Origin of the sequence: Vibrio pacinii DSM 19139, assembly GCF_000711795.1 — a bacterium.
Lineage (GTDB): Bacteria > Pseudomonadota > Gammaproteobacteria > Enterobacterales > Vibrionaceae > Vibrio > Vibrio pacinii.
Map to the genome: position 1 here is coordinate 1 of NZ_JONH01000011.1, position 14,287 is coordinate 14,287.

Consider the following 14,287-nt stretch of genomic DNA (forward strand, 5'->3'; position numbering starts at 1 on the left):
TCATCACTCATCGTGTACGTCACCACCACTTGCTCTGTCACCCCGTCTGCCAGGTGATCAAAGTCCGTACCTGTTGCTTCGAACACTAGTTTGTTGTCGACGATGGTGACCAAGCCTTTCTCTGACGCCACTTTATCCAATGTAAACTGAGCATCGTCATCCAAGTCCGTGTCGTTCGCCAACACATCCACCGTTACGCTGCTGTTTTCATTCACTGCGCCAGTGTCCACTTTAGCGACTGGAAGGTCGTTGGTGCCCGTGACTGTAATCGTCAAGGTTGTAGTATCCGTCGCACCCAGATCGTCAGTAACAGTAATAGGCACTTCTAGAATAAGCTCTTCGCCTTCGGCTAAGCGGTCATAAGACGATGCATCGAAGGTATAACTGCCGTCTGGGTTAAGCGTTAACCCCTCTACTTCAGAAGTGGTTGTGAACACCAAAGATTCACCTTCCGGAAGATCGACGTCTGTCGCAGTAAGGCTTCCTGTGATTACTTGATCTTCTAATAGCGTGCGTTCTTCAGGCTCGGCCACAGGTGCGTCATTCACTGGCGTAACATCAACATTTACAACCAGCGTATCTGTTCCACCATTGCCATCATCAACGATGACCGTAAAGCTGTCTGGGCCGTTGTAGTTTTCATTCGGCGTATATGTCCAAGTACCGTCTGGGTTTACGACAGCAGTACCGTTGGAAGGCGTTGATGATTGAGAAAAGGTTAGGATGTCTTGAACGTTTTGGTCAGTCGCGGTGAGTGTGCCGCTGATTGGTGTGTCTTCGTCTGTAATAACAGCAAGGCTTTCACCAAGAGGATCATCGTTAAGGTCTATAAATACAGGTTCGAACAAACGGAACTGTTCTAGCAGGCCAAGGCTTTGGGTTTGCGAAAGACCTAACGCTTCGAAGCCTGACGTATCAAAATTGGTATTGGCGATAGTTTCTACACCATCACGGGTAACGGAACCCGATGCTGTCAAGCTTGAGCCAGTTTGTCCACCGGCGGCGGTCGCGAACTCTTCGCCTAGCTGAGTTGGGTCTTGGCCTTCTTCTAAAGCAGCAAAAATGTCTTCTAGCTCGGCGGTAATATCTTGATTTTCACCGTCTTCGGCTACTCGTTCGACTTGTAAAGGCAACGACTGTGATGAAACCTGATCATTACCTTGAACGATAAGTTCACCAGGTTTAGGAAGCTCGCCCTCCGCGAGTACACGCACGTTACCGTTTAAATCGATCACGATAACTTGGTTGGCTGCAAGATTACCCATTGCTACGTAAGTACCAAAACCCATATTTTAAGCCCTTTATCCTTGACTACTTTCTAATTCAAATAGGTCACCGACAAATATTTGGCAACCTAAAGATTCATATACCCTATAAATTAGCATTATTAACAATTCTGCCAAACTCATTTTTTGCATAAATGCCGCGTTAAACACGACACAAGTTGCATTTCTCAACAATGAGAACATGAATCAAGATCTCATTTTTCAGCCACCATTAACAACATGGCGTTTCTTTAATCGCAATTAATTAACATTTGTGGAAACCCTCGACATTTATCATTTTCACACTCAATTTTGCTGTTTTTAATTCGTTATTAACTATTAATGGTGTTATTTTATTGGCGTCGATGATGGATTTATCTCACTAATGAGACAGTAAAGTTGAGTAATATCCTCAATTGAAAGCACTTCGAGGAGAGTCAGAGTGAATTGGAATAAGTTGAAAGTATTAAGTTGCGCGGTCGCACTTAGCTTTCCAGCACACAGTCAAACATTAGAGCAAGCCGTCGCACTTACGATTACGACAAACCCTGAAATCAAAGCATCTTACAATGAGTTTAGAAGTAAATATTTTGATGCTCAAGCTTCAACAGGCGCTTATATGCCTAAGTTAGATTTAGATGCTGGTGTTGGTTACGAAGCTGTGGATCTCGCCTCTGGTACAGAAAACGAGTTAACCCGTAAAGAGGCAACGCTTTCTCTGACACAATTAATCTGGGACGGTTCTGCGACCTTAAATGATATAGATCGTACTGCTGCAGATGCCGAGTCAGTGCGCTTTCAGCTACTATCAGCGGCCCAAGACATCGCGCTTGAAGTGACTAAGATTTATCTCGATGCAACCAAGGCTTACGAAATTCTTGCCCTGTCTGAGAGTAATTTAGCGGTACACAAAGACATCTACCGTGATATTAAAAAACGTGTCGATTCCGGCATTGGTTCAACGGCTGATTTATCACAAGTTGAGGCCCGCTTGGCCAAAGCGCACGGCAACCTGCTCGCTGCACAAAACAACTTATTTGATGTACATACCCAGTTTAAACGTTTTGTCGGCCAATCACCGCAAGGGCTTACCTTCCCACGTGCCGATCAAACCGCAATTCCGTATACTATAGATGAAGCGTTGAATGAGGCATTTAACGCCCATCCGGTGATCAAAATTGCTCAGGCTGATGTCGATTCAGCTCGATTCCAATATGATCAAAGTAAAGGGGTTAACTACCCAACCCTATCTATCGAAGCGAATCAAACCTGGCGCGATGATGCTGGCGGTATCGAAGGCAGTAGCGATGAGTTTTCGGCAATGCTGCGTATGCGATACAACCTCTACAATGGTGGATCTGACTCCGATCGCAGCGAGAGTGCCGCTTACCAACTGAATAAAGCCAAAGATTTCCGCGACCGCACTTTCAGAAGTGTTGAAGAAGGTTTGCGTCTTTCTTGGAGCGCACTGGATTTAACCGTTCAGCAGAAAGAATTTTTGGCTGACCACGTGGATTCTGCCTCAGACACGGTTGTGGCCTATGGTAAGCAATATCGATTAGGTAAACGTACCTTGCTTGACGTACTCAATACCGAAAATGAACTTTTCGAAGCTCGTAAAGGGTATCTCGATGCTAAGTACGATGAGCAATATGCTAAATATCGTGTCATGAATGCGACTGGTAACCTGTTAGCAGCATTAAGAGTAGACACACCTGAAGAGTGGAATGAGGAAGTAGAGTACTAATATGAATAACACACTATTATCACTGCTTATCACAACTGCTTTGATCGCTAGCCCGGTGATGGCTGAAGACTCGTATGACTACATTGAAACTCCGACTCCAAATCAGATTGATGACTTGCTGGATGAAGATAAAGATGGCGTGATCAACGCGCGTGACCTATGCCCTCAGACTCCAACTATGGCTGAAATCGATAATGATGGTTGTGGCACTTACATCAAAACTGAAGAGCAAATGAACCTGCATATTCTGTTTGCCAATGACTCTTCAGATATTCAACCTGCTTTCTTAGCGCAAATACGTGAAATGTCGGCGTTTCTTGATTCTTATCCCTCAACATCGATTGAGTTAAGAGGTTATGCAAGTAAAGTAGGCAATACTCAATATAATCTGGCCCTATCGGAGCGCCGCGCTCAAGCGGTTGAAGACGCTTTATTATCCAATGGCGTGGCTTCAGAGCGAGTACGCATTGTTGGCTTTGGTGATACCGCGCTTGAAGCTTATGGTAATGACGAAGTCAGCCACGCTCGTAACCGTAAGGTGGTTGCTACGGTCGTCGGCCATAAAGGTAACGTTAAAGAAGAGTGGACAATCTTTACCAAGATAGAAAAGTAACTAGATACAAAGATTAAGGGAGCTAATGCTCCCTTTTTTATTGTGGCTTACAGTGTATGAGTGCTACCCTAGCAGCGATTCAATCTAAGAGAGCTATCAAATGAGCAAATTAACTTCTGATATTCAAGCAAACCTAGAACTATTCGTTGCAGAAACCAAGCAAAATAACTTGGTTTGGGGTATGCGCAATGAAGAAGGCTGGCTATCGTGCGATTCTACTGAATTTGAAAACAGTGAAGTAATGCCGTTTTGGTCTTCAAAAGAAGATGCTAAAACGCACAATGTAGAAGAGTGGGCCGATTTTGAAGTCCTTGAAATTCCGCTCGATATCTTTGTTGAGGATTGGTTACTCACACTTGCAGAAGATGGCGTTCTTATCGGTACTAACTGGAACGCTCAGCTAGAAGGTAAAGAAATGGAACCTTCAGATTTAGCCAAGCTGTACATCGCTGAATAAAATATCAGTCGTAAAAAAAGCGTCTTTTCAGACGCTTTTTTTGTCACGGTGCGTATTAATTAATACTTTGCTTATGCTTTAATTGCGCCATGATAGCTTCTCGATTATCAAGGTAGTCGCTCAGACCCGCTTTACGCAAATCACACGACGGGCAATCGCCGCAGCCATCACCAATAATACCGTTATAGCATGTTAGCGTCTTTTCGCGCACCAAGTCTAATGCCTGATATTGATCGGCTAACGCCCACGTTTCGGCTTTATTGAGCCACATCAACGGCGTTGAGATTATCAGCTTTCGATCCATTCCCTGAACCAAAGCATTGTTCATCGCTTTTACAAACTCATCTCGGCAATCTGGATAACCGGAAAAATCCGTTTCACATACACCAGTAATGATCGCCTCTGCACCAATCTGATATGCATAAATGCCCGCTAAGGTCAGAAAGAGAATATTGCGACCAGGAACAAATGAGTTAGGCAAGCCGTTTTCTTGGAGTTCATGTGAAACAGGAATATCGTCGCGCGTTAACGAACTGATCGCGAGCTCGTTTAACAGACCAACATCCATCACTTTATGCGCTTTCACACCAAGTTCATTTGCCAAGCTTTGCGCAACTTCAATTTCCAATTTATGGCGCTGCCCATAGTCAAACGTGATGGCATGGACTTGATCGTACTCTTTCAGCGCTTGCACTAAACAGGTGGTTGAGTCTTGACCACCACTAAATACAACAACGGCTTTTTTCATCTTAGTTTCCTTTACGCAATGCTGAGATATTTGTGAGTCTGAATAGATAAACGCCAGTTCCGTGCGATACACACGTCAATACATAACTGAGTTGCTCGCGGCTTTTGACTGATAGGCTGAAGTGCAATAGTCGTACTGGCACCGACCTCTGCCTGGTTAAGTAACGCATCAAGTTGATCGATATCTTTTTGTGTCGCCACCGGGTGCTTAATTTCGTTTGCGCGCTGCAGAGCCGAATCAATAACTGGCAATTTGCCTTTCATTGCCACTTTAGGTGACACTGTCACCCAAGTATTATCTGAGGCTAACACTGGCGATGTCCCGCTCGTTTCAATTTGACACTGGCAGCCAATCGACTCAAATGCCAATGTCAGCGGAGTTAAGTCGTAAATACAGGGTTCACCACCTGTAATCACGATATGTTTGGCGGAGTAACCTTGTCGATTGTACTCATTAACAATATCTTGCGCCGAGACACTACACCAGGTTGGAGAATCTTCCGTTTTCGCCAAAATATCTTTTAAAGGACGCTCATCTTGAGGAGTCGCATCCCACGTCTGTTTGGTATCACACCAAGCGCAGCCAACTGGGCACTCTTGCAGACGGACAAAAACAGCAGGCACGCCGGTAAACACACCCTCGCCCTGAATTGTCTCGAACATTTCGTTAATCTTGTACAACGTTATCTCAGCCTAAATCATGATCATTTTTTTGCAGGAACGAGACATTAAAGGAGACGCCTTAGAAGGTCAACTAATTCATAAATTGATCATTGTGACGACAGCCTTTATGCTGAGTTGTTTTGTTATTTTTGCAGCCAACTATTTAGGTAAGTTATGTATAAATTAATCGCTCTTGATATGGATGGAACACTCCTCACCAGTGATAAGACCATCAGCGAACCAACCAAAAACGCGATTGCTAAAGCTCGGCAGATGGGAGTTAAGGTAGTACTCGCCTCAGGACGTCCACTCGATGGTATGCAAGCTAAACTAGACGAACTAGGCATCGCTGGCGATAACGAGTTCGTGGTTTACTTTAACGGGTCAATGGTGAAAGAACTTGGCAGCGGAAAGCTTATCCACACCGCGATCATCGATGGTGCTAAAGCAAAGCAAGTTGCTGAATTGGCGCAGCAGCTCGGCTTGGATTGTCATGCTTTTAGCCACCAGCATGGTTTAATTACACCAAAATTGAACGAATATACGCACATTGAAGCGACCATTAATCAGATCCCAGTGACTGAGATGAGCTTTAACCAACTTGAAGACGACCATCCGATCATTAAAGCCATGATTGTCGGTGAACCAGAAAAACTAACGGCATCGATTAGTCATATTCCTTCGATTTTTTACGATCAGTTTACGATTGTTCAAAGCGCGCCGTTTTTCCTTGAGTTCTTGAATCTAGACAGCAATAAAGGTGTCGGTGTCGGCGCGATTGCCGAGTATCTTGGCATCGAGCCCAAAGAGGTAATCTGCGTCGGTGATGCTGAAAATGACCACCATATGCTCGAATACGCAGGGCTTGGTGTAGCGATGGAAAACGCCATGCCACAGACCAAAGCGATTGCCGATCATATCACTGCAAGCAACAACGATCATGGTGTCGCCAAAGTGATAGAGGATTTCATTCTCAATACGCACTAGCCGATTGACCACTGCCAAGATTACTTAGCCTTGGCAGTGGTTCGAACCATTAGTGTAAACAACACAATCAAGAGTGGGTATCTCAGAGCCTCGACGATCAGGCTCGCTAACCCGCTGCTGGAAATTTGTTCAGCAATCGATAACACTACGAAGTTTGTCACTAACAGCAACAAGACGGTGGTGAGCATTGAAACCCATGTCATCTCTGACTCTTGTTTCCATGTCATGATGACAGCCAAAATTGTCGATATTGCCGCCAGCCAGTAGGTAAAGACAGGGATTGGCCACACCAACGTGGTGATTGCACTCACCACCAATAACACCAACCACACGGTTCTTGAAGCGATGAGATTGGATAAATCTATCTCAGGTTTTAGCTCCAAACGAATTAAATGCCATGCGCATAGTGCTCCAAACAAAGCGCCGCTCAACCCATCAATAATGAAACTGGCACCGCTGTAATAATTGGCGATAATACCCCAAACGAGCACCAATCCAAGCAATCCACTAGCTCTATTCAGCGCTAAACCATTTTTAGCCTGCAACACTAAGATGCCAGCACACGCCCACAACGCAGCGGTTAAGCTTGGCAGTCCAAAGCCATAGCTCGCTCGCTTAGCCACCTCTGGCAAATAGGCCTGAGGGCCAGGCAGAGCAAAACCTTGCTGAGCAATTAATACCAATAACGATGTGGTTGTGAGGGCAAAGATCAGTCGATAACCAAATTGTGTACCACAGCGCCAAAAAATGGCAGGCACTAAGATCATCGCGGTAATCGGGTTGGCAAACCATAAACCGAGCAAAATGAAAGATTCAGCAAATAAATGTAATGATTGCGGTAATTTGTGTAACGAGTGTTGAAGTTCGACCAACCATTTTAACTCAAACTTATGCCAAAACGGCGCCGCTTCAATCATATCAGCGATATATAGCGTCGGTTGATCACTCGCTAACAAGACAGCGCCTCTTAGCCACTCAAGCTGACCAGGAAAACGATAGCGTGAAGGCGATACTTGCCTTGGATCTATCAGCATCGCTGACGCGACTTCCACGCCATAATGAGGGGCAAACCAACTTGGTAACACATTGCCATCGAGAGCATTATTATATTGAAAAGCGATAATGTCTGAATCACTGACACAATCGTAAATAATGGCATTATCAACCCGAGCGAGTTCCTTGTTTGCACTGACGACTAAGCCCGTTTCTTCCCAAACCTCACGCTCTGCAGCCATTTTAGGGTTTTCTCCAGCAGTGACACCACCACCAGGTAACGACAGTTTTTTAGTAATGATTTCGTCAATCATTACTACACGTTCACCAGAACGAATAACACAGACTGCGCCTTTAATCTCGCTATCGTCTTGTTGCGCGATAGCAAAGGCCGACAACATAACGGCCAGACAAGATAAAACGACACTACCCCAACGAACTATTGCTTTCATCATTATTCAATTACTGCTTGTTGATTGCTTTTCTTAACCAATGGATATGATGCTCAAAACCTTGTCGCTGATAAAACTCAACCGCTTGTTGGTTAAATTGCCACACCTCAACAAACACTTGCTGCACACCATAGTCATCAAAACGCTGTTCGATTTCGAGACATAGCTGCGAGGCGATACCTGACTTACGTTGCGCCGCAATAACATACAGTTCGTCGATACTGCCCATAGGAACAGGTTTACTGACCGATGAGATGAGCTCACAGAAATGCCCACTCACAAAACCAACGATCTGTTCATCAAGCGTCGCGACCAAAACCAAGCATTCAGGATCATCAAGGTAGCGCGCAATACTCTTTTCTTGCTCAATCTCCTGAGCACTTTTAAAGTGTTCTGGACATCGCTGATGATGTTCATCATGAAGCTGAAACATCAACTGATTGAGTGACTCTAAATCGTCGTGGTTGGCGGCACGTATCGTCGTTGGTTGCATTTGTATTTTTGCGTTAAAAATAAAGCACTAGTTTGGCGCGAACGCTGGTATTTAGCAATAAAAAAGCCCCTCAAATATCGGGGGCTCTTGATTAACTTAGAACTTTTATGAATTCAGCGCTCTTTCTATTTCATCTAGGCTGGTTGGATCATCAATGGTGGATGGCACCGTGTACTGCTCTCCGTCGGCGATTTGGCGGATAGTACGACGCAAAATCTTACCTGAGCGCGTTTTAGGCAAGCGCTCTACCACCAACGCATGCTTAAAACAGGCTACTGCGCCAATCTGATCGCGAACTTTACCAACTAATTCACCTTCAAGCTGCGCATCATCGATTTTAACCCCATCCTTGAGTACCACTAATCCCAGTGGTAACTGACCTTTCAAATCATCATGCACACCAACCACCGCGCACTCGGCAATTGCAGGGTGACCGCCAACAATCTCTTCCATTTCGCCAGTTGAAAGACGATGTCCGGCGACGTTTATCACATCATCAATGCGCCCCATAATGAACAAGTAACCCTGATCATCAAGGTACCCACCATCGCCCGAAACATAGTAACCGGGGAACTGGCTCAAGTAACCAGACTCAAAACGATCGTGATTACGCCACACTGTTGGCAAACAGCTTGGTGGCAACGGACGTTTTAATGCCACAAAACCCTGCTGATTAGGCCCAACTGATTCACCCAATTCATTGAGAATCTCAACTTGATAGCCTGGAATGGGTTTGGTTGCCGAGCCCGCCTTAATCGGCATCAGTTCAATACCGGTTGGATTACCGGCAATCGCCCAGCCTGTTTCGGTTTGCCACCAGTGATCGATGACGGGCTTTTGCGTTTTCTCTTCAACCCATTCAAGAGTCGGCGGGTCAAGGCGTTCTCCTGCCATAAAGATGGTTTTCAGATGAGATAAGTCATACTTTTTCAGCTGCTCACCGTCTGGATCTTCTTTTTTAATCGCACGAAACGCCGTCGGCGCCGAGAATAGTACATCGACCTTGTGCTCTTCACATACACGCCAAAATGCCCCTGGATCTGGAGTGCGTACCGGTTTACCTTCAAACAAAATGGTGGTGCAGCCGTGGATTAATGGCGCATAGACGATATAGGAGTGGCCGACTACCCAGCCAACATCGGAGGCTGCCCAGAACACACCGTCTTGGGCAATGTTATAAATGGAAGTCATCGAGTACTTCATCGCCACAGCATGACCGCCATTGTCTCTTACCACGCCTTTAGGTTTGCCAGTTGTGCCTGAGGTATAAAGAATATACAAAGGATCGGTGGCAAGAACTGGAACACAGGCGTGAGGCAATGCTTGTTGATAGGCTCTCGCCCAGTCAAGATCACGATCTTGAGTCAACTCGGCCGGACATTCGGGGCGCTGCAAGACGACAACGCACTCTGGTTTCCAGCGACTGTCCATAATGGCTTTATCGACTAGGGGTTTATATGGAATGACTTTATTGACCTCAATACCACACGAAGCCGTCATCACCAGTTTTGGCTCCGCATCTTCTAAACGCACAGCCAGTTCATTGGCAGCAAAGCCACCAAATACTACTGAATGAATAGCACCTAGGCGCGCACACGCAAGCATCGCCATAACAGCCTCTGGAATCATCGGCATATAGATGACAACACGATCACCCTTCTCAACCCCCTGCGCTGCCAACATACCGGCAACTTTGGCCACTCGGTCACGCAACTCTTGATAGCTATAGCTTTGCTGGCTGTTGGTCACAGGCGAGTCGTATATCAACGCCGTTTGTGAACCTCGCCCCTGCTCACAATGATAATCAAGGGCTAGCCATGACGTGTTGAGTAACCCGTCGGGAAACCAGCGTTCGATGCCGTTTTCGTCTTCAGCCAACACGGTTTGTGGTGCTTTAAACCAATCGATATTTTTTGCTTGAGCGCCCCAAAAATCTTGTGGATCTTGGGTTGCCCATTGATATTCTTTTTCATATGCAGACATATTGCTTCCTCCAGTATGTCTAAACTTGCGCTTCGATTTGTTATCTACTCAGCAAAGACATTAGAGGGTACACGCACAAATCCCTCCATTAAAATTCGAGCACTTCGGCTCATGACCGCTTTTTCAACTAGCCAACCTTGGTCACTGTGGAGTGCTTTTGCCCCCACTTTCAATGTGCCCGAAGGGTGGCCAAAAGTAACCGATTCCATTTCACCGCCACCGGCAGCTCGATTGACTAACGTACCCGGTACGCAAGACGCAGCAGCGATAGCAACCGCGGCCGTGCCCATCATGGCGTGATGCAGCTTACCCATTGAAAGCGCGCGCACCAGTACGTCGATTTGTTTGGCATCGACCGATTTTCCGCTCGAAGACAGATACGACTTAGGCTTTGCGACAAACGCGACCTTAGGGGTATGTTGACGGCTTTGCGCCTGATCAATGCTATCGATTAAGCCCATTTTCAGCGCGCCATAAGCACGAATTTTTTCAAACCGCGCTAAGGCTTGTTCATCGTTATTGATCTCTTCTTGCAATTCTGTGCCTTGGTAGTCAAGCGCTTGCGCATCAATAAAAATCGTCGGGATTCCTGCATTGATCATCGTGGCTTCAAAACAGCCCACATCCGGCACGTCTAACTTATCGACTAAATTCCCAGTTGGAAACATGACGCCTTCACTTGGCTGCATAAAATCAACCTGAATTTCGGCTGCAGCGAAGGTCACCCCGTCGAGTTCAAAGTGACCCGTTTCTTGAACTTGGCCATGACTGATGGGCACATGAACCACAATCGATTTATTAATGTTCGCTTGCCAAACGCGAACTTGCACAATGCCGTTGTCTGGAATCCGCTCTGCATCAATCAGGCCAGCGTGAATCGCAAAAGGGCCAACTGCAGCTGATAGGTTGCCGCAGTTACCACTCCAGTCAACAAATGGCTTATCAATTGAGATCTGACCAAATAGGTAATCAACATCGTGATCAGCTTGGGTACTCTTTGATACAATCACTGTTTTACTGGTGCTTGAGGTCGCCGCTCCCATACCATCAATCTGTTTGCCGTAAGGATCAGGGCTGCCAATCACACGCATCAGTAATTGGTCACGCGCCTGACCCGGTTTTTGTGCAGCTGGCGGTAAATCGGTGAGCTTAAAAAAGACACCTTTACTTGTTCCACCCCGCATATAAGTTGCGGCCACTTTGATTTGACTTGAAGTTGTCATCTCATCCCCTTATTGAGCCAAGAAATCTTGAGCAAAGCGCTGCAAAACACCACCCGCATTATAGACATTGACTTCGTCCGCAGTATCAAGACGGCAAGTCACTGGCACATCAAATTTTTCACCGTTTGCTCGGGTCACCACCAGCGCTAAATCAGCACCTGGTGTGATATCTCCGAGGACGTCATACAATTCGCTGCCGTCTAGCTCAAGGGTTTTACGATCCGTCCCTGCTTTGAACTGCAGTGGCAATACCCCCATACCGACTAAGTTGGTACGGTGAATGCGCTCAAACCCTTCAGCAACAATCGCCTCAACGCCAGCCAAACGTACCCCTTTTGCCGCCCAGTCTCGCGATGAGCCTTGACCGTAATCCGCTCCTGCGACAATGATCAAGGGTTGCTTACGGTTCATGTAAGTTTCAATCGCCTCCCACATTCGAGTGACTTTGCCTTCAGGCTCAATACGCGCAAGCGAACCCTGCACCACTTGGCCGTTGTCCATTACCATTTCATTAAATAACTTAGGGTTGGCAAACGTCGCACGTTGCGCGGTTAAATGATCGCCACGGTGTGTCGCATAAGAGTTAAAGTCCGCTTCTGGCACGTCCATGGATGCAAGATATTCGCCCGCAGCACTATCGGCCAAGATGGCGTTCGATGGCGATAGATGATCGGTTGTGATGTTGTCACCTAGCACTGCTAATGGACGCATGCCAGACAAACTGCGCTCCCCTGCGAGCGCGCCTTCCCAATACGGCGGGCGGCGAATATAGGTACTTTGTGGTCGCCAATCATAAAGTGGATTGTTATTACGCGCGCCTTCATCCAGTTTAAACATTTGAATGTAGACTTGCTTAAACTGCTCCGGCTTGACATGCTGGCCAACTACCGCGTCGATCTCTTGATCACTTGGCCATAAATCATTGAGGTATATAGGTTTACCACTGCTGTCTGTACCAAGCGCGTCACGTTCTATATCAAAACGAATCGTTCCTGCTAATGCATACGCAACGACCAAAGGTGGCGAGGCAAGAAAAGCCTGTTTCGCATAAGGGTGGATGCGCCCATCAAAGTTACGATTCCCCGATAGAACCGCCGTGGTGTACAGATCTCGGTCGATAATTTCTTGCTGAATGGTCGGGTCAAGTGCACCACTCATGCCATTACAAGTCGTACAAGCGTAAGCAACGATGCCAAAACCCAACTTCTCAAGCTCTGGCAGTAGGCCTGAGTCTTCAAGGTAAAGCTTGGCCACTTTAGAGCCCGGCGCAAACGACGATTTAACCCAAGGCTTTCGCACCAAACCTAGTTGGTTGGCTTTTTTTGCCAGCAGACCTGCAGCAACCACGTTACGAGGGTTACTGGTATTGGTACACGAAGTGATGGCTGCAATAATCACCGCACCATCAGGCAAGTTGTCATCATCTTGCGCAGGTGTTTGTGGAATAGAAATACCGCGCAGAGAAAGTTCAGAGGTGGGCAAACGGCGGTGTGGATTTGATGGACCTGCCATGTTGCGCGTCACTTGCGAAAGATTAAATTCCAACACTCGCTCGTATTCGGCCTCAATTAAGTCATCGGCCCACAATCCAGTTTGTTTCGCATACAATTCAACCAGCGCAACTTGCTCTTCATCACGGCCTGTGAGTTTCAAGTAGGTAATGGTCTGCTCGTCAATGTAGAACATGCCCGCGGTAGCGCCATACTCTGGCGTCATATTTGAAATCGTCGCACGGTCGCCGATGGTAAGATCCTTAGCTCCCTCACCGAAGAACTCTAAGTAACAAGAGACCACTCGTTCGTTTCGCAAGAATTCGGTAATCGCCAACACAATGTCTGTTGCAGTAATGCCCGGCTGACGTTTACCGGTTAACTTAACCCCAACGATGTCTGGTAATCGCATCATAGATGGACGTCCGAGCATCACGGTTTCGGCTTCAAGGCCACCAACCCCAATCGCAATAACCCCTAATGCATCAACGTGAGGTGTATGGCTGTCGGTGCCAACACAGGTATCTGGATAAGCAATGCCCTGCTTTGCCTGCACCACAGGTGACATTTTCTCAAGGTTGATTTGATGCATAATGCCGTTACCAGCGGGAATCACACTTACGTTCTCAAAAGCAGTTTTACACCACTCGATAAAGTGGAAACGGTCTTCATTACGGCGATCTTCAATAGCACGGTTCTTTTCAAACGCATCTGGGTCAAAGCCTGCATGCTCTACCGCCAATGAATGATCGACGATCAATTGCGTTTCAACCACCGGATTGACTTTATCAGGCTCACCGCCTTGCAGAGCAATTGCATCTCGTAGGCCCGCTAAGTCAACCAATGCGGTTTGGCCCAGAATATCGTGGCACACTACTCGGGCAGGATACCAAGGAAAATCGTGGTCACGCTTGCGCTGAATAAGCTGTTGTAAGCTTTGCGTTAATATACTTGGATCGCAGCGTCGAACCAGTTGCTCCGCCAGTACGCGTGAGGTGTATGGCAGTGTTTCATAAGCGCCGGGAGAGAGCGCATTGACAGCTTCACGGGCATCAAAATAATCAAGATGTGTTCCCGGAAGCGGTTTTCGGTATTGGGTATTGACAGTCATAGCAGCTTCCATTCAGGTAAGTCGTTATTATTCGCTCCCTCACTACAGGGAGGGAGCGTGCGT

General features: G+C 46.7%; 11 protein-coding genes and 1 pseudogene. 4 read left to right on the top strand and 8 right to left on the bottom strand.

Annotated elements, in window-relative coordinates:
- The coding region (locus BS19_RS07095; RefSeq protein WP_038174299.1) for an Ig-like domain-containing protein at nucleotides 1-1,289 on the bottom strand (1,289 nt) is incomplete at its 3' end.
- A 418-nt stretch (nucleotides 1,290-1,707) separates the two neighbouring features.
- Between BS19_RS07095 and BS19_RS07100 the strand changes: the two genes are divergently transcribed.
- The 3 genes from BS19_RS07100 to BS19_RS07110 all read left to right on the top strand — a co-directional run bounded on the left by BS19_RS07100 (nucleotide 1,708) and on the right by BS19_RS07110 (nucleotide 4,082).
- Complete coding sequence (locus BS19_RS07100; protein ID WP_038174300.1) at nucleotides 1,708-3,012, top strand: TolC family outer membrane protein; 1,305 nt, start codon at nucleotides 1,708-1,710, stop codon at nucleotides 3,010-3,012.
- 1 nt (nucleotide 3,013) lies between these two features.
- Nucleotides 3,014-3,625: an OmpA family protein gene (locus BS19_RS07105; RefSeq protein WP_038174301.1), complete on the top strand. Its 612-nt coding sequence runs from the start codon at nucleotides 3,014-3,016 to the stop codon at nucleotides 3,623-3,625.
- A 100-nt stretch (nucleotides 3,626-3,725) separates the two neighbouring features.
- A complete protein-coding gene (locus BS19_RS07110; RefSeq protein ID WP_038174302.1) occupies nucleotides 3,726-4,082 on the top strand; it encodes a DUF2750 domain-containing protein in 357 nt (118 codons plus the stop codon).
- A gap of 55 nt (nucleotides 4,083-4,137) precedes the next feature.
- Here the strand turns inward: BS19_RS07110 and queC are convergent, their stop codons facing one another.
- Nucleotides 4,138-4,830: a 7-cyano-7-deazaguanine synthase QueC gene (gene queC, locus BS19_RS07115; protein ID WP_038174303.1), complete on the bottom strand. Its 693-nt coding sequence runs from the start codon at nucleotides 4,828-4,830 to the stop codon at nucleotides 4,138-4,140.
- Nucleotides 4,831-4,841: 11 nt separating this feature from the next.
- Nucleotides 4,842-5,492, bottom strand: coding sequence for a 7-carboxy-7-deazaguanine synthase QueE (gene queE, locus BS19_RS07120; protein ID WP_038174304.1), 651 nt, complete (start codon nucleotides 5,490-5,492; stop codon nucleotides 4,842-4,844).
- Between the two features lie 174 nt (nucleotides 5,493-5,666).
- Between queE and BS19_RS07125 the strand changes: the two genes are divergently transcribed.
- Entirely contained in the window at nucleotides 5,667-6,479 is an 813-nt protein-coding gene (locus tag BS19_RS07125) for a Cof-type HAD-IIB family hydrolase (RefSeq protein WP_038174305.1), read from the top strand.
- Nucleotides 6,480-6,499: 20 nt separating this feature from the next.
- Here BS19_RS07125 and BS19_RS07130 read toward each other — a convergent pair whose 3' ends face one another.
- From BS19_RS07130 to acnD, 5 genes and pseudogenes are all read right to left on the bottom strand, one after another.
- Nucleotides 6,500-7,927, bottom strand: a complete 1,428-nt coding sequence (locus BS19_RS07130) for an NUDIX hydrolase (RefSeq protein WP_038174306.1) — start codon at nucleotides 7,925-7,927, stop codon at nucleotides 6,500-6,502.
- A gap of 7 nt (nucleotides 7,928-7,934) precedes the next feature.
- Nucleotides 7,935-8,417, bottom strand: coding sequence for a GNAT family N-acetyltransferase (locus BS19_RS07135; RefSeq protein WP_038174307.1), 483 nt, complete (start codon nucleotides 8,415-8,417; stop codon nucleotides 7,935-7,937).
- A gap of 105 nt (nucleotides 8,418-8,522) precedes the next feature.
- A pseudogene (locus BS19_RS07140) lies at nucleotides 8,523-10,421 on the bottom strand (propionyl-CoA synthetase); the annotation flags it as partial.
- Nucleotides 10,422-10,444: 23 nt separating this feature from the next.
- On the bottom strand, nucleotides 10,445-11,623 hold the full coding sequence (gene prpF, locus BS19_RS07145; RefSeq protein WP_038174309.1) for a 2-methylaconitate cis-trans isomerase PrpF: 1,179 nt from the start codon (nucleotides 11,621-11,623) through the stop codon (nucleotides 10,445-10,447).
- A gap of 9 nt (nucleotides 11,624-11,632) precedes the next feature.
- Entirely contained in the window at nucleotides 11,633-14,224 is a 2,592-nt protein-coding gene (acnD, locus tag BS19_RS07150) for a Fe/S-dependent 2-methylisocitrate dehydratase AcnD (RefSeq protein ID WP_038174310.1), read from the bottom strand.
- Nucleotides 14,225-14,287: the final 63 nt, after the last annotated feature.

What these genes read in the sequence shown, in the direction of transcription:
- BS19_RS07105 (WP_038174301.1), top strand. Translation starts at nt 3,014, where the DNA reads ATGAATAACACACTATTATCACTGCTTATCACAACTGCTTTGATCGCT.
- BS19_RS07110 (WP_038174302.1), top strand. Translation starts at nt 3,726, where the DNA reads ATGAGCAAATTAACTTCTGATATTCAAGCAAACCTAGAACTATTCGTT.
- queC (WP_038174303.1), bottom strand. Translation starts at nt 4,830, where the DNA reads ATGAAAAAAGCCGTTGTTGTATTTAGTGGTGGTCAAGACTCAACCACC.
- queE (WP_038174304.1), bottom strand. Translation starts at nt 5,492, where the DNA reads ATGTTCGAGACAATTCAGGGCGAGGGTGTGTTTACCGGCGTGCCTGCT.
- BS19_RS07125 (WP_038174305.1), top strand. Translation starts at nt 5,667, where the DNA reads ATGTATAAATTAATCGCTCTTGATATGGATGGAACACTCCTCACCAGT.
- BS19_RS07130 (WP_038174306.1), bottom strand. Translation starts at nt 7,927, where the DNA reads ATGATGAAAGCAATAGTTCGTTGGGGTAGTGTCGTTTTATCTTGTCTG.
- BS19_RS07135 (WP_038174307.1), bottom strand. Translation starts at nt 8,417, where the DNA reads ATGCAACCAACGACGATACGTGCCGCCAACCACGACGATTTAGAGTCA.
- prpF (WP_038174309.1), bottom strand. Translation starts at nt 11,623, where the DNA reads ATGACAACTTCAAGTCAAATCAAAGTGGCCGCAACTTATATGCGGGGT.
- acnD (WP_038174310.1), bottom strand. Translation starts at nt 14,224, where the DNA reads ATGACTGTCAATACCCAATACCGAAAACCGCTTCCGGGAACACATCTT.